Source organism: Paenibacillus sp. GL_099_B, from assembly GCF_057835695.1.
Genome location: NZ_CM174430.1, coordinates 415040 through 437726 on the forward strand (window position 1 = coordinate 415040; position 22687 = coordinate 437726).

At 47.8% G+C, this 22687-nt stretch carries 22 protein-coding genes; 9 read left to right on the forward strand and 13 right to left on the reverse strand.

All coding sequences use genetic code 11. From position 1 onward, the window contains the following. Positions 1–57: 57 nt before the first annotated feature. The 4 genes from AC3ITG_RS02015 to AC3ITG_RS02030 all read right to left on the reverse strand — a co-directional run bounded on the left by AC3ITG_RS02015 (position 58) and on the right by AC3ITG_RS02030 (position 3181). The gene (locus tag AC3ITG_RS02015; protein WP_489252644.1) at positions 58–708 is read right to left on the reverse strand and encodes an amino acid ABC transporter permease; all 651 of its coding nucleotides are present in this window, start codon (positions 706–708) and stop codon (positions 58–60) included. 53 nt (positions 709–761) lie between these two features. Continuing rightward, complete coding sequence (locus AC3ITG_RS02020) at positions 762–1484, reverse strand: amino acid ABC transporter permease (RefSeq protein ID WP_413374676.1); 723 nt, start codon at positions 1482–1484, stop codon at positions 762–764. 102 nt (positions 1485–1586) lie between these two features. Then, on the reverse strand, positions 1587–2420 hold the full coding sequence (locus AC3ITG_RS02025; protein ID WP_489252645.1) for an ABC transporter substrate-binding protein: 834 nt from the start codon (positions 2418–2420) through the stop codon (positions 1587–1589). A 32-nt stretch (positions 2421–2452) separates the two neighbouring features. Then, complete coding sequence (locus AC3ITG_RS02030; RefSeq protein WP_413374680.1) at positions 2453–3181, reverse strand: amino acid ABC transporter ATP-binding protein; 729 nt, start codon at positions 3179–3181, stop codon at positions 2453–2455. Between the two features lie 462 nt (positions 3182–3643). Here AC3ITG_RS02030 and AC3ITG_RS02035 point away from each other — a divergent pair, with 462 nt between their 5' ends. Continuing rightward, on the forward strand, positions 3644–5257 hold the full coding sequence (locus AC3ITG_RS02035) for a glycoside hydrolase family 28 protein (protein WP_489252646.1): 1614 nt from the start codon (positions 3644–3646) through the stop codon (positions 5255–5257). A gap of 103 nt (positions 5258–5360) precedes the next feature. Here AC3ITG_RS02035 and AC3ITG_RS02040 read toward each other — a convergent pair whose 3' ends face one another. Continuing rightward, on the reverse strand, positions 5361–6212 hold the full coding sequence (locus AC3ITG_RS02040) for a helix-turn-helix transcriptional regulator (protein WP_489252647.1): 852 nt from the start codon (positions 6210–6212) through the stop codon (positions 5361–5363). Positions 6213–6470: 258 nt separating this feature from the next. Here AC3ITG_RS02040 and AC3ITG_RS02045 point away from each other — a divergent pair, with 258 nt between their 5' ends. Next, the gene (locus AC3ITG_RS02045; protein ID WP_413374686.1) at positions 6471–6929 is read left to right on the forward strand and encodes a cupin domain-containing protein; all 459 of its coding nucleotides are present in this window, start codon (positions 6471–6473) and stop codon (positions 6927–6929) included. A 96-nt stretch (positions 6930–7025) separates the two neighbouring features. On the opposite strand, the gene AC3ITG_RS02050 is transcribed toward AC3ITG_RS02045, so the two are convergent. Beyond that, positions 7026–7853 (reverse strand): aldo/keto reductase, encoded by an 828-nt coding sequence (locus AC3ITG_RS02050; protein WP_489252648.1) that lies wholly within the window; start codon positions 7851–7853, stop codon positions 7026–7028. A gap of 336 nt (positions 7854–8189) precedes the next feature. Here AC3ITG_RS02050 and AC3ITG_RS02055 point away from each other — a divergent pair, with 336 nt between their 5' ends. The 5 genes from AC3ITG_RS02055 to AC3ITG_RS02075 all read left to right on the forward strand — a co-directional run bounded on the left by AC3ITG_RS02055 (position 8190) and on the right by AC3ITG_RS02075 (position 11737). Next, positions 8190–9446: a DUF445 domain-containing protein gene (locus AC3ITG_RS02055; RefSeq protein WP_489252649.1), complete on the forward strand. Its 1257-nt coding sequence runs from the start codon at positions 8190–8192 to the stop codon at positions 9444–9446. Between the two features lie 241 nt (positions 9447–9687). Further along, positions 9688–9810 carry a hypothetical protein gene (locus tag AC3ITG_RS02060; protein ID WP_315794296.1) on the forward strand — a complete coding sequence of 41 codons (123 nt, stop codon included), beginning with the start codon at positions 9688–9690 and terminating at the stop codon, positions 9808–9810. Further along, the gene (locus tag AC3ITG_RS02065; RefSeq protein WP_076290678.1) at positions 9797–10078 is read left to right on the forward strand and encodes a hypothetical protein; all 282 of its coding nucleotides are present in this window, start codon (positions 9797–9799) and stop codon (positions 10076–10078) included. Before AC3ITG_RS02060 ends, AC3ITG_RS02065 begins: the two co-directional genes overlap by 14 nt. A gap of 82 nt (positions 10079–10160) precedes the next feature. Next, a complete protein-coding gene (locus tag AC3ITG_RS02070) occupies positions 10161–11411 on the forward strand; it encodes a Tle-like phospholipase domain-containing protein (protein WP_489254396.1) in 1251 nt (416 codons plus the stop codon). Positions 11412–11464: 53 nt separating this feature from the next. Beyond that, the gene (locus tag AC3ITG_RS02075) at positions 11465–11737 is read left to right on the forward strand and encodes a hypothetical protein (RefSeq protein ID WP_489252650.1); all 273 of its coding nucleotides are present in this window, start codon (positions 11465–11467) and stop codon (positions 11735–11737) included. Between the two features lie 179 nt (positions 11738–11916). Here the strand turns inward: AC3ITG_RS02075 and AC3ITG_RS02080 are convergent, their stop codons facing one another. The 4 genes from AC3ITG_RS02080 to AC3ITG_RS02095 all read right to left on the reverse strand — a co-directional run bounded on the left by AC3ITG_RS02080 (position 11917) and on the right by AC3ITG_RS02095 (position 16323). Continuing rightward, a complete protein-coding gene (locus tag AC3ITG_RS02080) occupies positions 11917–12684 on the reverse strand; it encodes a YcnI family copper-binding membrane protein (protein WP_489252651.1) in 768 nt (255 codons plus the stop codon). 275 nt (positions 12685–12959) lie between these two features. Continuing rightward, the gene (locus AC3ITG_RS02085) at positions 12960–14675 is read right to left on the reverse strand and encodes a copper resistance CopC/CopD family protein (RefSeq protein WP_489252652.1); all 1716 of its coding nucleotides are present in this window, start codon (positions 14673–14675) and stop codon (positions 12960–12962) included. A 159-nt stretch (positions 14676–14834) separates the two neighbouring features. Then, entirely contained in the window at positions 14835–15491 is a 657-nt protein-coding gene (locus AC3ITG_RS02090) for a response regulator (protein WP_090904095.1), read from the reverse strand. A 1-nt stretch (position 15492) separates the two neighbouring features. Further along, the gene (locus tag AC3ITG_RS02095) at positions 15493–16323 is read right to left on the reverse strand and encodes a sensor histidine kinase (protein ID WP_076290674.1); all 831 of its coding nucleotides are present in this window, start codon (positions 16321–16323) and stop codon (positions 15493–15495) included. A gap of 302 nt (positions 16324–16625) precedes the next feature. Here AC3ITG_RS02095 and AC3ITG_RS02100 point away from each other — a divergent pair, with 302 nt between their 5' ends. Further along, positions 16626–16793, forward strand: coding sequence for a hypothetical protein (locus AC3ITG_RS02100; RefSeq protein WP_162842449.1), 168 nt, complete (start codon positions 16626–16628; stop codon positions 16791–16793). A gap of 128 nt (positions 16794–16921) precedes the next feature. Here the strand turns inward: AC3ITG_RS02100 and AC3ITG_RS02105 are convergent, their stop codons facing one another. From AC3ITG_RS02105 to AC3ITG_RS02115, 3 genes are all read right to left on the reverse strand, one after another. Further along, positions 16922–18754 carry a bifunctional diguanylate cyclase/phosphohydrolase gene (locus AC3ITG_RS02105; RefSeq protein ID WP_489252653.1) on the reverse strand — a complete coding sequence of 611 codons (1833 nt, stop codon included), beginning with the start codon at positions 18752–18754 and terminating at the stop codon, positions 16922–16924. A gap of 254 nt (positions 18755–19008) precedes the next feature. Further along, positions 19009–19641 carry a DUF5317 domain-containing protein gene (locus AC3ITG_RS02110; RefSeq protein WP_076290672.1) on the reverse strand — a complete coding sequence of 211 codons (633 nt, stop codon included), beginning with the start codon at positions 19639–19641 and terminating at the stop codon, positions 19009–19011. Positions 19642–19880: 239 nt separating this feature from the next. Then, positions 19881–21323: a hypothetical protein gene (locus AC3ITG_RS02115; protein WP_489252654.1), complete on the reverse strand. Its 1443-nt coding sequence runs from the start codon at positions 21321–21323 to the stop codon at positions 19881–19883. Between the two features lie 277 nt (positions 21324–21600). On the opposite strand from AC3ITG_RS02115, the gene AC3ITG_RS02120 reads away from it, so the two are divergent. Then, positions 21601–22632, forward strand: coding sequence for a BMP family lipoprotein (locus AC3ITG_RS02120; protein ID WP_413374728.1), 1032 nt, complete (start codon positions 21601–21603; stop codon positions 22630–22632). Positions 22633–22687 lie beyond the last annotated feature (55 nt).

The window sequence follows — 22687 nt, forward strand, 5'->3', positions numbered from 1 at the left end:
CTGTTGAAGTGGAGCTGGAGTCTTTGGGTTGTAATGGAAGCATCAATCATCCGATCATCAAGTCATTCGTGCTTCAAGCCGCCGTGCCACAATGGACAACGTGTAGTTGATGACGAAGTACAATACGGCTGCGAGCAGCAGGGCAGGGATGACGTAATCGAAGCTTTGACCCCCGAGGATCTGCACATTGTGCATCAGCTCCGGCAGGGAGATGATGATCGCTAGTGAAGTATCCTTCAGCAAAGAGATGAACTGACTCACCATCGGTGGCGACATGCGCCGCAAAGCTTGAGGCATGATGATGCCGCCAAGTGTCTGCATATAGCTTAGGCCGGAGGAACGGGCGGCTTCCACCTGACCGCGCTCGATCGATTTGAGTCCACTGCGGACAATCTCTGCGATCATGGCGCCTTCGAACAGACTTAGTCCAACAACCGTAGACCAGAAGACGGACATTTTGATCCCGAGCTGGGGAAGTACGATATGAATGAAGAAAATGATCAGCAGCAGCGGCAGATTGCGGATCGTATCCACGATGACGGAAACAATCTGTGACAGGACCGGAATTCGGGTGTATCGAACGGTACCGAGCACGGTGCCGAGAACAAAGCTGAATACAATCGACAACCCTGCCACTTGCAGGGTAATCAGGAATCCGTGCAGCAGGAAACGAAGGTTGGGCCAGGCGTAGGCCCCGCTAAAGTCCATGGATCATCGGCCTCCTTCTGTGAGTAAGACAAGGTTTAGAATGGATGTCTTTTTTACATGGTGACCTGACCGGTTGGTTTGTTCTTTTTTGGTTTGCCTTTAACACGGCTGGCGTCAGCATCACTTTGTCCGAAACGGCGCTCCATATAGTGAACCAGAAAGCTGAGCGGCAAGGTCAACACCAGATAGAACAGCGCAACAATGGTGTAAACGCTCAGCGGTAGGAACGTATCCGAGTTGATCAGATCGGCAAAATACATCAGATCCATGCCAGCCACGACCGCAAGGATGGATGAGTTTTTGACCAGATTAATAAACTGGTTGCCAATGGACGGCAATACAATCTTGATCGCCTGTGGCAGTATGATCAGGTTCATGGCCTGTACGTAGGATAGACCGGAAGATCTCGCAGCCTCTAACTGCCCGCGAGGGACCGTCTGAATACCCGCCCGGATCGCTTCGGCAATGAAAGCAGCCGTATAGATGGTCAGACCGAGTGTACCCGAGATGAATCCATCCAGTGAAATGCCGAGTGCCGGCAATCCGAGATAGAAGAAAAACACGACAAGCAGCAGCGGGATGTTACGGATAAACTCCACAAAGGCTGTGCCGATCCAGTTGAGCGGTTTGATGGGGGATATCCGAAAGATAGCCATAATTGCACCAAGAATAAAGCTGCCAATCAAGGCCATGATGCTCACCTGAATGGTATTGAGGAACCCTTCCAGAAATCGATCCGAATGTTTGATCAGTACGCTGAAGTCCAATTTGCCCATGTAGGCGAAGCCTCCGTTCTCCAGATGTAGAAGCGGCGATTGCGTCTGCTCATGCATTGCATATCACAGGCGAAGTCGCCGCTTAACCATCATTAATCGGGGTTACTCTGGCTTGCTGCCCAGCCATTTTTCATGCAACGTATCATATTCACCACTGTCCTTCAGGTTTTTGAGCAGGCTGTTTACTTCTTCGACGAAGGCTGTGTCGCCTTTGCGAATTGCTATGCCGTAAGGTTCACTCGTGAAATTTCCACCAACCAGCTTGTAGTTGTTATCCGTCTGCTGCATGCCGATCAGGATGATGTTATCGGTCGTCAGAGCTTCGCCTTTACCCGCTTTGAGGGCTGTGAAGGCATCCTGATAGTTATCGAATTCCAGCACCTCGGCGTCCGGGGCTTTTTCGCGAATGTTTTGCGCAGAAGTCGAGCCTTTGACGGCAAGTACCTTCACGCCGCTGAGACTTTCGAGACCGGTAATTGCGCTGTCGTTTTTCACAAGCAGAGACTGCCCGGCTTCAAAATAGACATCACTGAAATCCACTTGTTCCTTGCGTTCGTCCGTAATCGTCATCGTTGCGATGATGAGGTCAATGTCGCCGTTTTGCAGCATCGGAATGCGCGTTTTGGATGTTACTTCCTTCAGTTCTACCTTCGTTTCGTCTCCAAGAATCTGTTTGGCGAGTGCTTTGGCGATATCAATATCAAATCCTTCAACTTCGCCACTTGCGGGGTCTTTCAAACCGAACAATTTGGTGTCGTATTTCACGCCGGCAATGAGCTTGCCACGCTCTTTAATCTGTTCAATCGTGCCTTTGGCTTCGGTACTCCCACCAGAACCACCGCTGTTGCTACTTTCCTCTCCATTGCTACAACCGGACAAGACAAGGGATAGAATCAAGACAAGCATAAACGACGGCCACTTTAATACATTTTTCATTTGGTAAAGACCCCTTTCAAAATGGATTATTCTCAGTGGTGAATCAGACGACTCAGGAATTGCTTGGCCCGTTCTTCTCTCGGGTTGTCGAAAAATTCAGCGGCGGAGGCTTCTTCCACAATTCGGCCTTCATCCATAAAGATGACTCGGTCTGCGACCTCGCGGGCAAATCCCATCTCATGTGTAACGACGACCATTGTCATCCCGTTATGGGCAAGAGACCGCATGACATCCAGAACTTCCCCGATCATTTCGGGGTCCAGTGCAGAGGTGGGTTCGTCAAAAAGCATGATTTTGGGTTCCATGGCAAGACCTCTTGCAATGGCTACACGCTGCTGTTGTCCACCGGACAACTGGGAAGGATAACTGTCTGCCTTGTCGGCAATGCCAACCCGGGTCAAATACTTCATCGCCGTAGAGGCTGCCTGTGCTTTGGGCTGTTTACGCACCTTCATGGGTGCAAGGGTAATGTTATCAATGACTTTTTTGTGAGGGTAGAGATTGAAGTGTTGAAATACCATGCCGATGTCACGACGGAAGAGGTTGATGTCCACCTTTTTCTGATGTAAAGGGACACCACTGACGACAAGTTCACCTTCGGTAATCGACTCCAAGCGGTTGATGCAGCGGAGCAATGTACTTTTGCCTGAGCCGGAAGGGCCGATAATCACAACGACCTCTCCTTCTTCAATGTGAAGATGAATATCTTTGAGGACATGAAAATGACCAAAATGTTTCTGGACACCCCTAAATTCAATCAAGAGACCCCATCCTTTCTGCTACGTCTGTTTGAAAAGGAATATTAAGGAATAAATTGAAACTAGTTATTTAATCATACATACTCATCCTGCTAAAGGCAATTGGTTTGTAATAAAACATGACATAAGTAATGGGTTCCATAGGGCTATAGCCAGTAATTGTGTTATATATTTGTCACATTATTAGACTCTTTGTGACGAATCCTGACAGAAAAATGAATCGATTCTCCTAGTTGTTTTACAACCATTGGAATAGATGTATAGAGTATACTGGAAGGGATGTTTACTTTATGTCTCTGATCATAAAAACAAATAACATCAAATTCTTAATCGCATGTGGCAAAAAAGCTCAACCTTACGCCCTATGGCATTGATATGATGGAGCAAGAATGCGCTTGCCAGTAAGTAATGCAATATTAAAGACAGTCCGATCCAATTATAGGTAGAGAGAGGATGTTATGAACGATGAATACATATTACTCCCCACTTGGTACAGGAGAAGGTATTGAATCGGATATAAAGGCTTATGAAGTGAGTTTACCTGTCATCCCTGCAAGGGATTTTCAGTTTACGGATTATGGAGCGGTAGGGGATGGCTTGACGGATAATACCGAGATGTTCCGGCTGGCTATAGCAGCTTGTGCAGAAGCGGGAGGTGGCCGAATTGTCATTCCAGCGGGTGTTTGGTTAACGGGGCCGATTGTTCTCCGCAGTCGAATTGAGCTTCATGTTCAGGCGGGTGCTCTGGTTACGTTCAGCCGTAATTTTGATCAATATCCTCTGATTGCGTCCAGCTTTGAAGGTTGGCAGGCAGTGCGGTGTCAGTCGCCCATTGATGGTGAGCAGCTGGAGGATATTGCGATCACGGGTGAGGGGATTTGGGATGGCGGTGGAGAGGCATGGCGTCCGGTGAAACGATCCAAGATGACCGCCTCGCAGTGGAATCGACTGGTTTCTTCGGGCGGTGTGGTGGAGCATGCTGGCGGAGACGAAGCCATTTGGTGGCCATCGACTTCTGCCCTTGAAGGCGGTGCGATTGCGAATCGTCTGCATCTGGAGCAAGTGCGTGATGTGGCTGCTTATGACGAAGTCAGAGACTTTTTGCGTCCTAACATGGTCAGCTTGCGTCAATGTAAACGAGTGCTTTTGGACGGTTCGACGTTCCAGAACTCGCCTGCATGGAATCTGCACCCATGGGCATCCGAGCATGTCACGATTCGTAACGTGAGTGTACGGAATCCATGGTTTTCCCAGAATGGTGATGGGCTGGACATCGAATCCTGCCGTCATGTCGTTGTGGAGCAGAGTGTATTCGATGTTGGTGATGATGCGATCTGCCTGAAATCCGGCAAGGATGCAGAAGGTCGTGAACTCGGTCTGTCCTCGGAATATATTACGATCCGTAATTGCACCGTGTATCACGGTCATGGCGGTTTTGTCATTGGCAGTGAAATGTCCGGTGGCGTGCGGCATGTCCGGGTCTCGGACTGTACGTTTATTGGAACGGATATTGGGCTTCGCTTCAAAAGCGCGCGTGGGCGCGGCGGGGTCGTTGAGGATATTCAGGTGGAGCACATTTATATGAAAGATATCATAATGGAAGCTATCTCGTTTTCCTTTTTCTATGCCAATCAGGAGGGTTCCGCTCGTGGTAGCGACTTGACTCAGGAGGTCAGTGAGGAGACTCCGGTGTTCCGGGATATTCGGATATCGGATGTGGTCTGCGCAGGGGCAGAAACCGCGTTATTGGTGAGTGGACTGCCGGAAATGCCTCTGGATGGTCTGGTCATTCAGGGATATACGGTGACGGCTCGTAACGGGGTGCAATGCGCTCATGCGAAGCACCTGCGAATCGCCGAAATGAAAGCACATATTACCGAAGGATCGTTAATTCATTTGCATCAGTGTAAGGGTGCGGAGCTGGAAGCGATTGAGGGTGTAGGCGCGGACGGTCGGCTTCTGATGGTGACAGGACATGAATCGGCAGGAATCGTATGCCGGGAAAGTGATGCAGATACAGAGGGGCGCCAAATCTCCGTTGGTCCTGAAGTAAGAAGTGGTGTAATTATCCGAAGGTAAAAAGGGTTCGGCTTAGCATATCACCGCGGGCATCTCCTGGCGCGCGGTGTCATGATAGGTTGTCGCATGACAGAATTCCGGCTTCGCCAGTCGCTTTAATGATCTATCGATGTTCTTTGCGATAGCGAAGCGGCGTCGTCCCGGTCACCTGTTTAAACGTTTTATTAAAATGGGCTGTATGCTCAAATCCTACCTTCTCCGCAATCATTTGCACCCGTTCCTGAGTGGAGAGTAAACGTCTCTGTGCTTCCCGAACCCGTGTAACACGCAAATATTCGCTGAAGCGAAATCCGGTAAAACGGCTGAACATCCGGCTCAAATAAGATGGACTGATATAAAATCGCGCTGCGGCCTCTTCTAATGTGAGGGGCTCGGTATAATGATTGTTCACGTAAGTGACGATCTCACTGATCTTATCTTGCATTGGATGATGCGGGACCGGAGAGGATTGCCGAGTATTCTCTTCAACCCGGTAGATGTAAATTAGAATCTGGGCGAGCAGGCTTCTCACCACGGTTTCATAATGAGGTCGGCGCTCCCTGCATTCTTGCAGCATCTGCCATAGCATTCGTTCGATCTCGGGTTGTTCCGCATCAGGGAAGTGCAGCAGCCTTGAACGATCGAAGGGAAGCAGACCACATATTCCGAGCTCCATCCCGGTGGCAAAGGAAGGCGAGAATCCGATCAGAATTCGTTCAAAGCCGGGAATGCTTCCTTTGGAAGTCGTATGTACATCATGGGGATTGATCAGGATCAAATCACCTTTGCGGGCGGTAAGAAGCTGACCATTCATGGAATAGACGCGTTCTCCTTCAAGCAGATAATACAGTTCGTAAAAAGGGTGCGCGTGAGGCTGTGGCATGGCGTTCCCGTCGTGTCTGCTCATGTGTTCAATGGTGAATGAACTCTCGCCAATTCGATATTTGGGTCCAATCCGATCCTCTATAACACTCATAACACGTCTCCCCTCTGCGCCAGCTGATTTACGGTTAATATCCATATCATAACGGAAAATCCAGTTTGTTGTAAACGCTATCATTTGGATGTGGGTCCGACCAGACGAAATGAATAGAATGCGGGTGGAATGATTTTCGGGAAGCTTATATATGTTGTAAAGGTGACAAAAGTCTATTCATGTTTTACAGTAGGGGGAGTGAGGCTAACCTCTGGATAGGGGTGTCTCCAATTCGATTTGGAAGGAAGGAAACAGAATATGACGACACATGAATTATCGCCACTCGTTGCTGCATTGGATATGCAGCCACACGTTGAAGGCGGTTGGTATAAGGAAGAATGGAAGGCATCGTATCAAATTCCACAATCCGTACTGCCGGATACATACTCAGGCCCTCGATTCTCGGCAAGTTCGACGTACTTCCTGCTGCACTCCCATGAAGTCTCGGAATGGCATACCGTTTTGTCCGATGAGCTCTGGTTGTGGCATAGCGGCAGTCCAGTTGAATTGAAATTGGGCGGCAACGGGGAAAACCCCGAAAATGAAGAAGTACTCGTGTTGGGTATGGATATCGCTGCGGGGCAATCGCCGCAGGTACTCGTTCCAGCCGGAGTATGGCAAACGGCACGTCCACTGGGTGATGAGCCTGTACTGGTAACGTGTGTTGTAGCGCCAGGTTTCCATTTTGATGATTTCAAACTGGTTTCCAAAGGCTAATATAACCATAAATGAACAAGCAAAATCCCGATCCAGGTGCGTATGCATCCGGATCGGGATTTTTTTGATGTTTTCTAGCTTGATTGTATGTTGAGTTTAAAAGTTAAAGTTGTCCGGATCGGAACCAAAGCGCTTATTCTCGTTCAATTGACTAATGCGCTCGATTTCTTCCGTGGTCAACTCAAAATCAAACAGGTCCGCATTATCGCGTATGCGCTGTGGTGTAACGGATTTAGGTATGGTCACAATGCCATTTTGCAGATCCCAACGCAGAATGACCTGTGCAGGTGACTTGCTGTATTTGGCAGCGATGTCCTTAAGAAGCGGATGCTCCAGCAGATGTCCCTGACCCAGTGGAGACCAGGCTTCAATCTGGATCTGATGTTTGCTGCAATACTCCCGAAGCTCCGTTTGGATCAACAGGGGGTGCAGTTCCACCTGATTCACAGCAGGTTTAATGGTGGCATCGGTCATCAAGTCCTCCAGATGGTGGATTTGGAAGTTACTCACCCCAATGGCGCGAATACGTCCTTCCTTATGCAGCTTCTCCAGCGCTCTCCATGTATCCTTGTACTTGCCTTTAACAGGCCAGTGGATTAGATAGAGATCCAGATATTCCAGTTCGAGTCGTTCCATACTTGCTTCAAAAGCCGCCAGTGTGGATTCGTAACCTTGGTCCCCGTTCCACACTTTGGTGGTAATGAACAGATCCTCACGGGCGATTCCGGATTCACGAATACCCTGAGCTACACCGGTTTCGTTGTTATACGCTTTCGCTGTATCGATACTGCGATAACCTGCCTGAATGGCCGTTTTGACGGCTTCAACCACTTCTTCTCCATCTTTAACTTTGAATACACCAAAACCCAGCCAAGGCATTTTGACTCCGTTATAAAGTGTCGTTGTGTCCTGCACGTGTTTCATGGTCCGAAATTCCTCCTCTGATTCATTCATTATTCCATGATGTAATTACCCTGCTGACCGCCGGCCAATCGTAAATGGATGGCCGTCTGTATTGATTATACTAAAACCTTTTTGGTAATGGAAAAGAATACGACCATTTCGATAGGAAAAACCCCTCTTTTATCCTTTTTCGCCAGCCAGAGGTTTGGTTTTGACGCGTACGGGTGATAAGATGAAGTATACGAAATATGGAAACAGAAGCTTTCCTATGGAAGGGATCACATGAAGAACAGAGGAGCACGGGAAAGTTGGGTGTCATTGAACCCGTGTGATTAACGATAAAGGAGTAAGAATACCATGGCTAAACCTAAACAAACCAAAAAAGCAGCAGCCTGGTCTCTCGTGGTTATGGGAGCGGGATTTGCCGCATCATTGCCGTTTCAGGGCGGTGTTGTAGGCAAACTGCTGGTAGGGTCATTTGAAGCGGGGTTGGTAGGTGGACTTGCGGACTGGTTCGCCGTAACAGCGTTGTTCCGTCACCCACTGGGTATTCCGATTCCCCATACGGCATTGCTGCCTAAAAATCGGGACAAATTGACTGAAGGCCTTGTTTCCGCGGTGGAAAATAACTTGCTGAACAAGGATAGCATCACCGAGAAAATTGCGGGTTTCAAGGCGGCAGAAATCGTTCTGGATACCATGACAAGGGAACTTCACAACGATGGAGTCAAGACCATGATCGATACGCTCTGCAAACGGATCCTTGCAGGCCTGCCGTTGGAGCAGATTGCTCCATTGGTTGCGGGAGAGATCAAATCCCAGGCAGGAGCCTTCGACCTTGGTCCAATTCTGGAACGGGCTTCGACCCAGATGAGTGAGCGTGGATATGATGCCAAAGCACTGGACTACGGTCTGAAGCAGGCAGAGGAATGGCTGGTGAAGCCGGAGACGATCATGTTTTTGGGTGAAAGCGGCTTAAAGGCGATCAGTGGCATCCAGATGAACGGATTAATGCAATTTGCGATGAATGCGTTCATGGGTTATCTGAACGAGGAGCGTCTGGGCAGCATTTTGCAAGGGTATCTGTTTGACCGGGTGGAGGACATGAAGCGGGAGGGCAGCGCTCTTCGTTACAAAGTGCTCGATCTGTTGCGAACCCAGGCTATCCGGCTGGCAATGAGTGAAAGTGTGCAGGATGGAGTCAACGGCTGGAAAAACAACATGCTGGATGGATGGAACGCAGAGGAAACCGTGCTGAACAAACTCATTGAATTGAGGGATAAGGCGCTCACTGCGATGGAAGATGGTCAGTATGTGGATACGTTTGCTTTGCCTGCGATTGAGCGGGTATTGTCTGATTTGCGGTCAGACGATGCTTTATTGGCAGGGTTGAATGCGAAGATTGTGGAAGGCGTAACGACGCTGCTGGAGAAAAACCATTCCAAAATCGGCAACCTCGTGCGCGAAAATGTCGACAAAATGGACAATGCCTCACTGATCTCCTTGATTGAGGATAAGGTAGGACAGGATCTACAGTGGATTCGTATTAACGGGGCCGTTACCGGATTTATAATCGGGATTGCACTGACCGCCCTGCGGATGGTACTGGAGTAAATCATTGAAATGGCAAGATTAGGGCCGCTCTCTGGAGCAGGCTCTTTTTCGTCTGGGGAAATTATGAATAGACAACTGATGCAAAAACAGTTGAATTGGGTAATGTACACCCGAATGCTCTAATGGAATCATTTAGGAACAAAGTTACATAAAAACGATGCCAACAGCCGATGTGATCATGTTGATTTTGTACTATGATGCAGTTAACAGGAGAATAGAGTGGATACAGGAATATATTTTAATGATTAATGAAAAAGAAAAGGTGATTGATAATGAGATTGAAGCGGCGATTCGCATGTATGTTTTTTTTGATCATACTATCCACTTTTATTTTGGGAGGGTGTCAGAACATGAAGGAAAGTGAAAAACAGGCCTATTTTAAAGAAGCGGAAGCAGAAGCCGTAAAATATCTGAAAAATAAATATGAACTAAATGTAGTCATCACAAATAAAGAGTTGTTACCCGAGATGGCGCTTGATTCTATTGCTATGGAAGGACATGTGGTTGAACATGAAGAGCAAGAGTTTACAATCTCGTACGACTATGAGGATAAAAAGATCAAAAATTTTGGCATGAGTCCGGCAATTAAGGAAGCGATTATAGCTAAGGGATATGATCCGTTTAACAAATAAATCATAATTCAGGATTGATTTTCTTGGAGGTGCAGAGGTTGTGAGTAATTCACCAAAAATTGATGATGAGACATACAACAAGATGTCTGAATTAGCATATGAGAATCTGAAATCAGGTATGGAGTTTGAGAATCTTCCTGGATGGCAAGTTCTTGAGGACACGCATGGAAACAAAAAATCCGGTTTTGATGCGGTGACCTTCTACAATCCGGAGACCAAACAGGCGGTTATCGCTTATCGTGGCACGGAGGGAAGTGCTTCGTTGGATCGCAGCGCCCCCGATTATTATGCAGACGCTCAAATCGGTTTGCCTGAGCTTGGTCGAAAGATCGAACAAAGTACGGATTTTACACCGGATTGGTTGGCAAATGGCATTCAGAAGGTAAGAGATGTTACGGGGATCACTACAGTCGAGAATGCTGTGGGAGAACTGGATAAAAAGCTGGATAAAACGTTCAGTCTGGGACCAAACCAGATGTATGAGGCGGAAGACTACGCCAATGATATGCAGAAAAAATACAAGGATCTGGATTTCTCGCTGACAGGGCATTCACTTGGAGGGGGAAATGCCCAATATGCGGCCGCATACACGGGACTCTCCGCAGTGACCTTCAGCGCGCCTTCTGTGATCTCCAGTCTCACACCAGAGGCGAAGCGAAAGGCTGAAGAGGGTGGGTTTGATAGCCAAATCATTAACTATGGGCATCCCGGAGATTTTGTGACCAGCGGCTTTTTTGGTGGATACGATCGTCACGTAGGTTCCATGTATTACATCAATTCGAACTATGAGGATATGAATGATGACATGGGCATGTGGGATAAAATCAGTAACACCTTTGGTGGCGAGGAGTACCACAGTCTGAAGCAGTATGAGTTCGAGAATGGCTATGTTTCCAACGATCTTTACGATCCGGTTACAGGCGAGCACATCGGTTATTCCCCGCGTCAGCCGTCCAATGTCCTGTCTGATCTCGCAGCATTCATGCGGAACTTGGGTGGGCAAGCGGGCAGTCTTGCAAGAGGTATGGCCGCGGCAGCAGGAGTGTCTGGCCTGATTCAGGTAACGCCCGAGGAACTTAAAAGTGTCGCTGCCCGGTGGAAGCAAAATGCACAACAGTGTAATGCAGAGTTGAACATAGTACGGAGCCGGATGGCTCAATACTTGCATTCCAGCCGCAGTCGCAGACTTGAACCTATCGTCACTCATCTGGATGCGTCTATTAACGAATTGAGCACATGGCATATGAAGCATACGAGTCAATTCTTGAATTTTATCGAAGAGAAGGCGGAAGCATTTCGACAAGCAGATGAGAGTCAGGTCAGTTTTAACTAGAATTTTACGTGGAGGGCCTGGCGATCGGCACTTACATAGAGGAGGGATCACGAGTGAGCGGACAATTGCTGGTAGAGCTGAATGATCTTCGGATTGCTGAAAAAGAATTGACTCAGCTGCTTGCCCGTCTCCAGGCAGATGAGCAGGAGGCGAGAAGCTTATACAATCGTCTCGACGACTGGAAAGGACAATCGGCCGATTACACAAGGCAGCAGATTGAAGCGTTCTTCGCAGGTCTGTCTGGACGGATACAGTCGATTGAACTACAGAAGAAGAGCTTGCTGCAATATATTGAGATTATGGTCCAAACGGATCAGGAACGATAGGGGAAGAGTCGTAAGGGGTGCTGCTCTTCACCAGTGAAATTAATCATGAGTTTGAAATTTCAAATCGAAGTTAGCGTATGCATACACATAACAAAAAGGAGCCTCGGCACATCGGGATAGATCCCGTTCGCCCAAGGCCCCTTTCTTTTTTGTCTACATACAAGACTGCATGTTAGTTTTTAACGTTTTTTGCGGCGTGTTGCCAGAGCGATACCCAGGAAGGATAGGATCAACGCCAGAATGGATACGATCAGTGTTGCCTGTTGCAGCTTCAATGTGCCTGGGTCTGAATCCGTGTTGTTTGGCTCACCAGTAACGGTGTCGTTCAACGCGTCACCCAGTGTGGTATCGTCGTTTGCCTTCGTATCGTCACCCGTTGCTTCATCATCATGACCCGCATTGCCGGCTGTGCCTGCACTATCATGACCTCCGCCTGCAGCAGCATTACCTGCAGCAGCAGGATCTTGGCTGATTGCCGTGATACTGTGCGGGTTGCTGTCACTTGGTCCGCCTGTCCATTCCACGATGCTGCCATCGCTATAATACTGGAACGCATCCCAGGCTACTTCTGTTTCGGCATCCGGATTCTGTGCTACGAAGTTGAACTGCTGGAATTGACCAGCCAGAATTCCTTCGTTATCTCCGTCCACTTCCCAAGTGATTGACGTTACTTCATTGGAATCATTTTTTTCGGTAGTGATTTTCCAGCCTGCCAGTGGTTGGTATTGCTTGAATGCAACGCCTTGCGGTACTTTCAGCGTGACTTTGGTGGTAGGCAACTCTTTTTCGGATGGAATCTTGATGCTATAGGTCTGCCATGCACCTGTCTGTGCCACGGTTGGGTTAACGGTAACATGAGCGCTGGCGAATCCAGCAAACAGCATCAGTGTAGCAGCTCCAGCAGTAAGGCTGGATGTCAGTTTGGAAGTCCATGATGTTTTCTTCAAAATAATTTACCCCTCTCAATTCTTATCATTTATGTTTCGGCCCATTTTCTAAAATAAGTGCCTGACTTGCTGCAAAGTCACCGTTCCGGTTACGAATCGTTCTTTCAATCGCTGTTATTCCCAGATTTTTTTGATCCACTTTATAAGTGGAAATCCGGGAATAAAGGCGAACGTTGCACTTCTCCAGAATCGATTTCGTCCCCTTCACTACAATTGCAGCTTGTTGAGGCACTGATTTTAGATTGAGTCGCGTTTCAAATCTGAATCGGTTATATCTACGGATTAGCGGTGTCGATCTCAAATTCAGTATCCAGCGAATCCAGGGAACGGGTTAGCAGATGCACCTTGATGTTCCAGCGTCCTGGCATGGAGATATATTCTTCTGCTTCGTATACGCCAGTATCATTTTTCGGAATCGTGATCTCGTAAATGCCCATATCCATATCCAGGTGGGTTAGTGACAATGTGATCTGTTCCAGATCGTTAACTGTAGTGCCGTCCGGTTTCTTCACGTCGATCTTGAACTGATTCTCTCCGGTACGATTGGGACTTACCTGAAGCGTAATTGTAGTCCCGTCATCCATAGTCTGCACTTCTTTATAAGGTCCTGCGGCTGCCGGTTGTCCGGGAGACAAGTGTGTCAGCACGGCAGCCAGCGCAAGAACGACGGCTCCGGCAATCAGTTCGGCCTTGAGGCTACCAGCGAGTCGGTTGTCACTGCTTGCACGTGCCATTCTGGCATGACGCCCAGCCAATACAAGCATTACAACAAGCAAGACAACTTTAGCGATAAGCACGATACCATAAGCCGTTGTGAACAGGGACGTAAGTATAGGTGCAGGCAAAATGATCAGGCTGCTGTATATCCCCGTAGCGACGAGAGCAGCAACAGCACCAATACCCCAAGCTGTAAATCGTCGGATCGCCGTCCAGTAGACCTCACCTCGCACCGTGGAAGGCAGTTTATCCGCGAGCGGAGGCAGACACGCAGCCATGGCAGTTAGAGCGCCGATCCAGAAAGCGGCTCCGATCAGATGAACGAAGTCCATTGCAATGGCGAGTGTGCGTTGTTCCGCTGCAGCTGGATGTCCTGTCATCGCATGAGTGAACAACCAGCCAAGAACGAGAATCAGTGATCCGTATGATGACCAGATCCGGATACGCAGCGAGCGATCCCGGTCATATCCGGAGAGGATGGTAACCGCCAGCAACATCACAATGAGTATCTGTACCATCCAGATCTGGCCAAATGACGTCAATTTAAGTGCACTGCCCATCAGTGCCCAGCTGAACTCCCCGATGGAAACGCCTGATTCATACAATGTGTTCAGAGGCAGGCTGATCAGAGCGGCAACAGAAGCGGCGCCATAACTGATCCATAACAACCTATAGCTTCTTGGCACTTCCAGTGGTTCTCTCGCCATGGAAGCAGGCGCAATTCGAAACAACAGGAAAGCAAGTGTGCCCAGAATCACAGACAACCCCAGATATTGAATCCAGTCGGTCAGCGACAAAATCCATTTTAACGGTCCGCCAACCTGGCCTGAACCTGAGGTTAAATCCGCGAGACCGGCAGGAGCGCCAGATGGTTCCCCAATATGAAACACATAGGCTCCCTGAATGGGGTGGCCATCCGCAGATACAGCCTTCCAATTCACGGCGTAGGTTCCGTTTCCAAGTCCGGTCCGCAGTCCGGTCTCCAGAATATGAGGACGATCCTCATCGACATGCACATTGCCGTCATCTGCTTGTGTTCCGTCAGGTCCGGTGATTTTAATATCAAAAAAGGCCGTCTGCAAAGACTCGTTGAACTCGAGAGTCAGGCGTTCAGGTGCAGTCGCAACCAGTTCATTTTCACCTGGTGAGGCCTGCACGATATAAGCATGGGCCGATGCCCATTGTGGCATAACAAGGCAAAATAATAACATCAGGGCGCCCATCAATGCCCAGTGCCGTTTGCCCAATTTCGTGGTGAACCTACTCAAAATCAAAAAATCATCACCCTTAGGTCTAGAATTGTAAGTCATTCTTTGTTATCCGAGCACAATCTATACCATTATAACTTTGTCCAAAATAACACCGTATGACTACATTGGGCTATAAAAAAACGAAATGATCCATAGAATTGTGACAAAAACATGAATGCATCGCTATTTGCGCAGCTTACGCCCTGCCAGTCCGCTTTCCAATGCATAGCGGGTTAATTGCACACGATTTTCGAGATGCAGTTTCTGTAAAATATTCTTCAGATGATTTTTCACCGTTTGATCCGAAATGCCGAGTTGGTCGGCAATCTCACGATTGGTATAACCCGCAGATACCCATTGCAGGATCTCTAGCTCCCGCGTAGTCAGGGGATTATCGGGTACATCTTCCGTGCGAGGTGCAGGGAACTCCTGAAGGATTCGATAGGCAAGTTCCTTGCTCAGGGGTGCATCATCACTGACGATGGCGCGAAGGTATTCAAGCCAGGTGGAAGGAGCCAGATTTTTGAGCAAATATCCTTGAGCTCCCTGCTTCAGTGCTTCGAACAGGTACGTGACATCATCCGATACAGTGACCATGACGATAATGACATAAGGAAAGCGCAGTTTGATCTGGCGGGTGGCCTCCAGCCCATCCATATCCGGCATCTGCACGTCCATCAAAATAAGATCGGGCATCCATTGCCCGGTAAGCTCCAGTGCTTCCAGCCCAGTCGAAGCGGTACCAATAACTTCAAATAGGCTGTCCTCGGATAAAATACTGCAGATCGCCTCACGCGCATGCGCGTGATCATCGACAACCAATACCCGTACAAGTTCCATATTAAGCATGCCCCTTCCCAATGGTTATTCGTGTGTAACCTGGCCTTGAATCAAGGGCGAAAGACCAGCCCATCTGAACTGCACGTTCCTTCGTAATTCTCAAGCCGTACCGATCCTTCAGATGCAGTGGATCCCCGCTCACACCAACACCGTTATCCTGAACGAAGATCGACCAGACAAAAGGAGTCCCTTCTGCTATCACTCGAATATCTGTAGCCCGGGCATGTTTACGTACGTTAAGCAGTGCTTCCCGAATGCAGGCGAGCAGCTCTACCTGCTCCTTTGGAGAGAAGAAGGTGCTCTCCAGATTCCATTCCAGACGCGCCGAAGGAACCGTCTCCTCTATAAGTAATTCCACCTGTGACAGCAGGGAGGTTCCTTCCGGTACTGCCACTTGTCCAGGCACGTAGCGGAGCTGGGCGATGGCCTGCCGTACGTAAGCGTTGACCTCATGTACGGTTTTGCGTATTTCCCGAATTTCATTCTCGTGGCCGCTTCCAGCCATACTGCGCTCGGCCTTGTCTGTTTTTACCGACAGGAGAAAAAGAGACTGCGAGATGCCATCGTGAAGCTCACGGGCCAGTTGGTCCCGAGCTTCGAGTGCCACTTTGGAAGCACGCTCCTGCTCCAGAGCAGCCCTGGCACTTTCCAGCATTTTAAATAAGCGACTTAGCAAGGTGACACTTATGAGGTAAAGGATAAGGGGGGTAAGCCAGTTACCCGCATCCATGGAAAGGTAGGGCATCAGGAATTGATGACGGATGTATTCCCAGAGTCCCACCGTGAATGTGGGGACCAACAGAATCATCCATTTAATCTGTTTGTATGACATGAATACAGAACTCCTTTGAGATAAGGTCCATTTATATGTATCTGTTTCAAGGGTTGGCACCATTATAACGCATGCTTGCTTCAGACCCTAGTCTGGCTTTCTTCGGGGGAACCTCGGGTGGATAAGGGAGCATTTAGAAGGATATCTAAGAACAACATGGGGTGAAATTATGTCACGCAGGGTGAGCCTTGATGAGTAGAGATGAGCGGGGCTGTATCCATTTTCCCTATAGGAGAAGGTCCTCTATACTTATATAGAACACAAATTCATTACAAAAGATGTTAAGGAGTGAACGCAACAACATGAATCAAGAGGTATTGGAACGTCGCAGCGAGTTGCTTAAGAAGAACATTCATCAAATGCTTCTTCAAGACAATCAGCACGGAATCAGTCGTCAGGATAACATGTTTTTGCAGCAGATGATTAAAGAGCTGCATCAGACTTCACATGAGATGAATACCACTCGATAAAGCAGAATCTGCACAAGAATGAAATAGTCTGGTGCATGATTCATTCCATGATGAACATGAAAATGGCGCTATCCCCGATTATGCCGGGGGTAGCGCTTTTGGCTTTGTAAGGGAGAATTCTGCGGGTATTACACAAGTTGTTGCTGCACCGTTCGTTTCTGAATATATCGGATGAACAGTTCGGCTAGCTCGGGATCGAACTGAGAACCAGAGCACATCTGTAGTTCCTTGATTGCTTCATCCACATTTTTCGTTTCCTGATAAGGTCGCTCTGTCGTCATTGCGTCAAAGGAATCAATCACCGTGAGCATCCGGCACAACCGTGGAATCTCACTACCTTTTAGACCATAAGGGTAGCCAGCCCCGTCATATCGTTCATGATGCAATTCGATATAGGGAATGAGATCGGCAAAACGCTCGTTCGTCATGGCCATTTTTTTGCCCCAGGTGACATGCCCCTTGATCGTTTCCCATTCTTCAGCAGTAAGTTTTTCTTTCTTATTCAGGATAGACCACGGAATTTCGAGCTTTCCGATGTCATGAATTAGAGCGCCCAGTACAAAACTCCGCTTCTCCACATTTTCGAGTTCCAGCAACTCACTTATATCGAGAGCATACTTATATACGCGTTTGGAATGTTTGAATGTATCCATATCCTTATATCTGAACAAGTTGAGCTGCTGCTCAATGTCGCGCACATCCTGCACCAGATCAATCTCTTGCTCCATGCCATCATTACTGCCGTGGCGATGCACATTGTTTTTGCCCTGTTTTTTGGCATAATACAGTGCTTTATCCGCCTGATCCACAAGTTGTGACTTGTTGTACATATCGATCTCATAACGAGCAACACCTGCGGAGAAGGAGAGACAACCGTGCGGAAACACTTCAACCCCTTCAAAAGGTGTGTCGTTCAGCTGCTTGCGCAGCTTGTTCATGAACGCATAAGCCTCGTCCAGGTCCATACCTGGCATGAGTAAGGTGAACTCTTCTCCGCCGTAACGAAAGGCGGTAACGGGAGTGCCTTCTGTCTTCCGACTGAGGAAATCTCCGAGAAGAGCCAGCAGGCTGTCACCCTGGAGATGACCGAAGCGGTCGTTATACTTTTTGAAATCATCAATATCGATGAGACCCAGTGAAAGCGGGGTTCCCTGAGAACGGGCGTTACCAAGCTCGGTTTCCAGCATACTTTCAAAATGGCTGTGGTTAAATAAACCTGTGCGTTGATCCGTATTGGCCTTTTCCTCAATACTTTGATACATCACAAACAGCTGTTTGAACGCATGCGATAGCAAAATGCTAAGACTGAGGTAGAGCAGCAGGCCGAGAACGCCGTTATGCACAACGAGAATGGTCAGCACGAGCGCCAAAATCAATGTACATAAATAGACCAGCAGCGATTCGGTAACAAACACACGCTTCATCTGCTGTAATGCATCCTTTGTTGAGAAATGAAAAAACAGGCCAAGCGTGATTGTATTGATGATGAAGTAGGCTGCAAGTGCCGCAAAATAGGGCAGCAAGTTATATCCATCCAGTGCTCCCGGAATTCCTCCAGTCCAAGTAAATACATAAGCCGCTCCAGCAATCATAAGGCTATAAATGCTGAAATTGACGATATGTTTCCACCAGGTGAGTTTGCGATCCTTGATTAACAGAATGAGGGAAACCGGCAGCAGTACAGACAGACTGAATGCACCACCAAACATGAAGATACAGGCGAGGTACACGGAAGAGTCCATGGATTGCTGATTGCCTTTGGGCGGAATTTGAAACGTGAAATAATCCAAAATCAGCGCCGCACCGAGCATCGTGTATACCATTACCCATTCGTCAGAGGATAGATGGAGATAAGACCACTTGTTCATATACAGAAAAATACCGATGCCGGTGCAGCTAAGCAAGACGACATACATGCTGCTCCGATCTGCTTTATGGATAAGGTTACGAATAAAGTTCATAAAAATTCTCCTGCTTGGTTTAGTCTGCTCTTGATGTGAATATATCGGCTTGTACTATATTGATGTATAACATAACAAGTTACCTCCCAAAAATCCAGAAAGAAAAAACAGGCCGCTGGCAGCCTGTTTGTCTTGGTTGGCGAAGTATATGTACTAGCCACCCAGCTTGTATCCCGAAGTCAAAGCAACAACGACAGAAGCTACGATGATTGCGTTGATGACGAGACGGGAATATTTAATGCCTTCGAATTTTTTCATGGAAAAGACCTCCCTTCCTTGGAGTCTGTCCGAATCTCTTCAGGCCTGATGGAATTCACTGGCTGCAAAGCTTCTCCGGTTCGATTCACCATCATGTACTGAATAAACAGGAATATGCCAATGTTCATGACCACATCACCAATGCTGATCACTTGAGTCCGTGGATAAGGGCTGGACAGTGGGATGATATCACCTAGGAATGAAAGATGTGTGGAAGCATCCATCATATAGTGCTTCGATACCGCTCCACCTTCGCGCAGCATATCCACATAATAGGGACCAAGAACAGCAGAGGCTTCCACAGAAACTGGCATACGCCCACCGTTCACCGCCATGACGATGAAATTGAGAAATACACCGATCCAGATCAACGTAAAACCTTTGTAATGTCGATTAAGCCACAAAAATGCTAAACCTGTGACATAAACGGCAGCAAACAGGTACCCGTTGATAGATGCAACCCAATCAAGCCTTTCCTGCAAGAAAAAGATGAAGAACTGGGCCAGCAGCAATAGCGGAAAAATCCATCCGCCTCGCAGCTTGAGTGCTGCAAACTGGTGGAGACCATACCGAAATCCTCCCCGGAACAGTCCAACGATCAAGCCAAGCAGAATGCCGTCGTATACCATGATTAACTCCTGTCTTACAGATATGTGTAAACGTGATTGCGTGTTTGTGTACCTATGTTATTCGACCTTTTACTGGTAAATCCTGCAATGGAATATATTTTTTTGAGAAGAAATTTGTAAAAAGATAAACAAAAAACCGTCTCTACGAACCAATGGGTCGAATCCATTGTAAAGTTCGGTAAAGACGGCTTTATATTATGTCAAATTGCGAGGTTTATTGCACATAGCATATGTTCAGTTTATTCCGATTCCCCGTTGAGATAATTGAAGAACGGGTGGTCAACCCAGAAGGTGTAACTGGAAATGTCGGCATCAGGGGCCAGCTTGCGGAATCCTTCCTGAATCGCCTTGGAATTTTCCTTAAGGGAGAAGGATTGTGCGTAATAGTTGCCAAGTGAAACTTTATTGTTGGCAATGACCGGATATTCCGCCAGAGCAGTCGGCGAATAATACAGCGGCTGCCACCAGGAAGCATGGATCAAGGCAGAGGTGTCATCGCTATTCTTTTTGGCATACTTCAATATAATGTCGTTGAAGCGGGCTTTGTCCGCTGTGTTATTGAACTCGAACTGAATGTCATATTCTTTGGCGTAGGCGATGTAGTTGCCATTCTCGATCTGGGTTACTTTGTAATCCGGTGTTTCTTTGGGCTCTCCCCATTCCTTCAAATAAATGAAGGCAGATGTCTTCGGCTGGAACTGTACGTCGGCATCGATGCCTTCGCTGCGCAACAGTCCAATTAACTGCACCGCATGTTTAATATCATCATGACCGTAAGTTAAAGTCAGTTCATCGATGAAGTTGGAATCAAAGCGACTATCCTTAAGATTGTAACCTGTGACGAGATCATTCCGTAGAGCTTGATCCACAATGGTCCGAAGTTCCGGAGCTTCTATTAAATCAGCAGTGCGATAGGCAGCGTACAATTTGGAGTAAATGTCAGCGTCGCCGGAACGGCCAATTTCATTTTTATATTTACCCAGACTGGTCAATACCCGTCCAAGCAAAATGTTGGCAAAATCGGAACTCGCTTCGCCACCCTTACGGAGAGCGGGATACAGACTTTGCGGGATCAGACCTGTATCGATGGCAGCGGCCAGTTCCTGTGCGGCTTGTCCCTGAACGAGGCTTGGGCTAATGCCCAGTTTCGCAAGGGCCTTTGCTGTTTTGTCTTCAGGATATGTATAGGCCAGCTCTTTGAATCCGGCTGCTTTGACTGCGATGAAGACAGCGGCATAAGTGCTCAGTTTGTCATTGGCACGCACTTCCGTACCGGATAGGATACCGTTGTTATATAAGGAAACGGCAGCTTTATACGCAGAATCATTCGAGTTCAGATCAGTAAAGGCTGGGGCCTTAACTTCACTGTCACTTGCGTCATCTGTAGCAGGAGCAGCTTGATCGGCTTCAAGAATGGTAGCAATCGCCTTGATGAAGTCACCCTTCGTTAACTGTTTCGGCAATTGGATATTGTATTTGGCTTGCAGGAATTGGGCGTAATCGGCTGCACTCTCGGTATAGACTGAAGGAGCTTGTGCTACCGGTCCTTTAACAGCCTGTGAGGTCGTTTGTCCGGCGGGAGTGGCGGATGCTGCGGATACCGAAGCGGGCAAGCTGAGGCTGCCGAGTGTAACTGGAGCGGCGAGCAGAGCGGCCAGTGTGATCTGGGTGATTTTTTTCAAATGAATAGCCTCCTCAAAATAGGGTTGGAAAATAAATAAGATTGCGTTATAATTCTGACAAATCCTATCTGAATATAATAATTGGATTGACTTTAGCATGGAGCAGCTCTGGATGTCAACGGAAAAAACCTTGGTATAGAGGGGCTTCGGAGGCTCTGTGGAAGGTAAATCAACTATTATATTCCATTTAGTGTATACGCTCAAAGATTTATTGACAAGGATCGACAGTATCCGCTAGGATTATAAAAAAAGAATAGTGAAAAGGGGAATTTTCAAAATGAAAAGAGGTTTATCGTTCGTCTTATCGATCATCATGTTGGCTATATTGCTGGCGGCTTGTGGAAATTCTGGTTCCAAAGACGAACAATCGGCCCAAGGTGGCGACAGTGAAAAATCACTGCGCATGGCGCTTGTACTTCCTGAAAAAATCGGGGTAAACCCGTTCTTCGTACAGATGGATGAAGGTTTCAAAAAAGCAGGCGAGGAATTCAAGGTAGATACCAAAACGATTGAATCGACTGACCCGGCTGCATTTGAGCAAAATCTGCGTGCTGCAGTTGCTGAGAACTATGATCTGATTATTACAGCAACCTTCCAGGCAGAAGATGCACTGAAAAAAGTGGCTGCCGAAAATCCGGACAAGTCCTTTGCCATTGTAGACACAACGGTTGATCTGCCTAACGTTCGTAGCGTTGGTTTCCATGAATATGAAGGAGCGTATCTGCTTGGTGCAGCTGCCGGACTGTCTACGAAAACAGACAAAGTCGGTATGATTGCCGCGATGGACGTTCCATTGATCAAGAAATATACAGAAGGCTTCAAAGCCGGTCTGGAATCGGTTAACCCGAATGCGGAATTCCTCGTGAACTACGTTGGTGGATTTAACGACCCGGCCAAAGCAAAAGAGCTTGCGTTGGTACAATTCGGCAAAGGCGCTGACTTCATTGCTGCAGCATCTGCTGTAGGGGATCTGGGCGTGTTCGAAGCAGCGAAAGAAAAAGGCTTCTATACCGCCGGTCAGGATACGGACCGTACCGTGGAGGATCCGGAACATATCGTATTGTCTCAATTAAAGTCGACCGACACAGTTTCTTACCAGACGGTGAAGGATTTCGTGGAAGGAAACTTCAAGGCGGGCGCAGTGAACTATGGCTTGAAAGAAGATGGCGTAGGACTGACTTACGTAACACGTGATAGCGAAACTCCATTGAATGCTTTTGTTGGACAAGAGGTTATCGACAAGGTTAAAGCAATCAAGGATGATATCGTATCCGGCAAAATCGTTGTGAAAGATCCATTGCAACAGTAGTATTCTTTGTTCCATAGGATTGAGTAATTGAGTTGATCAGCCGGCTGCCCGATCA

Coding starts and splice junctions, on each gene's coding strand:
- AC3ITG_RS02050 (WP_489252648.1), bottom strand. CDS start 7,853: ATGAAACACGTGCAGGACACAACGACACTTTATAACGGAGTCAAAATG.
- AC3ITG_RS02040 (WP_489252647.1), bottom strand. CDS start 6,212: ATGAGTGTTATAGAGGATCGGATTGGACCCAAATATCGAATTGGCGAG.
- AC3ITG_RS02110 (WP_076290672.1), bottom strand. CDS start 19,641: ATGGTATACGACGGCATTCTGCTTGGCTTGATCGTTGGACTGTTCCGG.
- AC3ITG_RS02060 (WP_315794296.1), top strand. CDS start 9,688: ATGATTAATGAAAAAGAAAAGGTGATTGATAATGAGATTGAAGCGGCG.
- AC3ITG_RS02105 (WP_489252653.1), bottom strand. CDS start 18,754: ATGAACTTTATTCGTAACCTTATCCATAAAGCAGATCGGAGCAGCATG.
- AC3ITG_RS02020 (WP_413374676.1), bottom strand. CDS start 1,484: ATGGGCAAATTGGACTTCAGCGTACTGATCAAACATTCGGATCGATTT.
- AC3ITG_RS02100 (WP_162842449.1), top strand. CDS start 16,626: ATGAATCAAGAGGTATTGGAACGTCGCAGCGAGTTGCTTAAGAAGAAC.
- AC3ITG_RS02015 (WP_489252644.1), bottom strand. CDS start 708: ATGGACTTTAGCGGGGCCTACGCCTGGCCCAACCTTCGTTTCCTGCTG.
- AC3ITG_RS02045 (WP_413374686.1), top strand. CDS start 6,471: ATGACGACACATGAATTATCGCCACTCGTTGCTGCATTGGATATGCAG.
- AC3ITG_RS02120 (WP_413374728.1), top strand. CDS start 21,601: ATGAAAAGAGGTTTATCGTTCGTCTTATCGATCATCATGTTGGCTATA.
- AC3ITG_RS02095 (WP_076290674.1), bottom strand. CDS start 16,323: ATGTCATACAAACAGATTAAATGGATGATTCTGTTGGTCCCCACATTC.
- AC3ITG_RS02065 (WP_076290678.1), top strand. CDS start 9,797: ATGAAGGAAAGTGAAAAACAGGCCTATTTTAAAGAAGCGGAAGCAGAA.
- AC3ITG_RS02070 (WP_489254396.1), top strand. CDS start 10,161: ATGTCTGAATTAGCATATGAGAATCTGAAATCAGGTATGGAGTTTGAG.
- AC3ITG_RS02025 (WP_489252645.1), bottom strand. CDS start 2,420: ATGAAAAATGTATTAAAGTGGCCGTCGTTTATGCTTGTCTTGATTCTA.
- AC3ITG_RS02055 (WP_489252649.1), top strand. CDS start 8,190: ATGGCTAAACCTAAACAAACCAAAAAAGCAGCAGCCTGGTCTCTCGTG.
- AC3ITG_RS02035 (WP_489252646.1), top strand. CDS start 3,644: ATGAATACATATTACTCCCCACTTGGTACAGGAGAAGGTATTGAATCG.
- AC3ITG_RS02090 (WP_090904095.1), bottom strand. CDS start 15,491: ATGGAACTTGTACGGGTATTGGTTGTCGATGATCACGCGCATGCGCGT.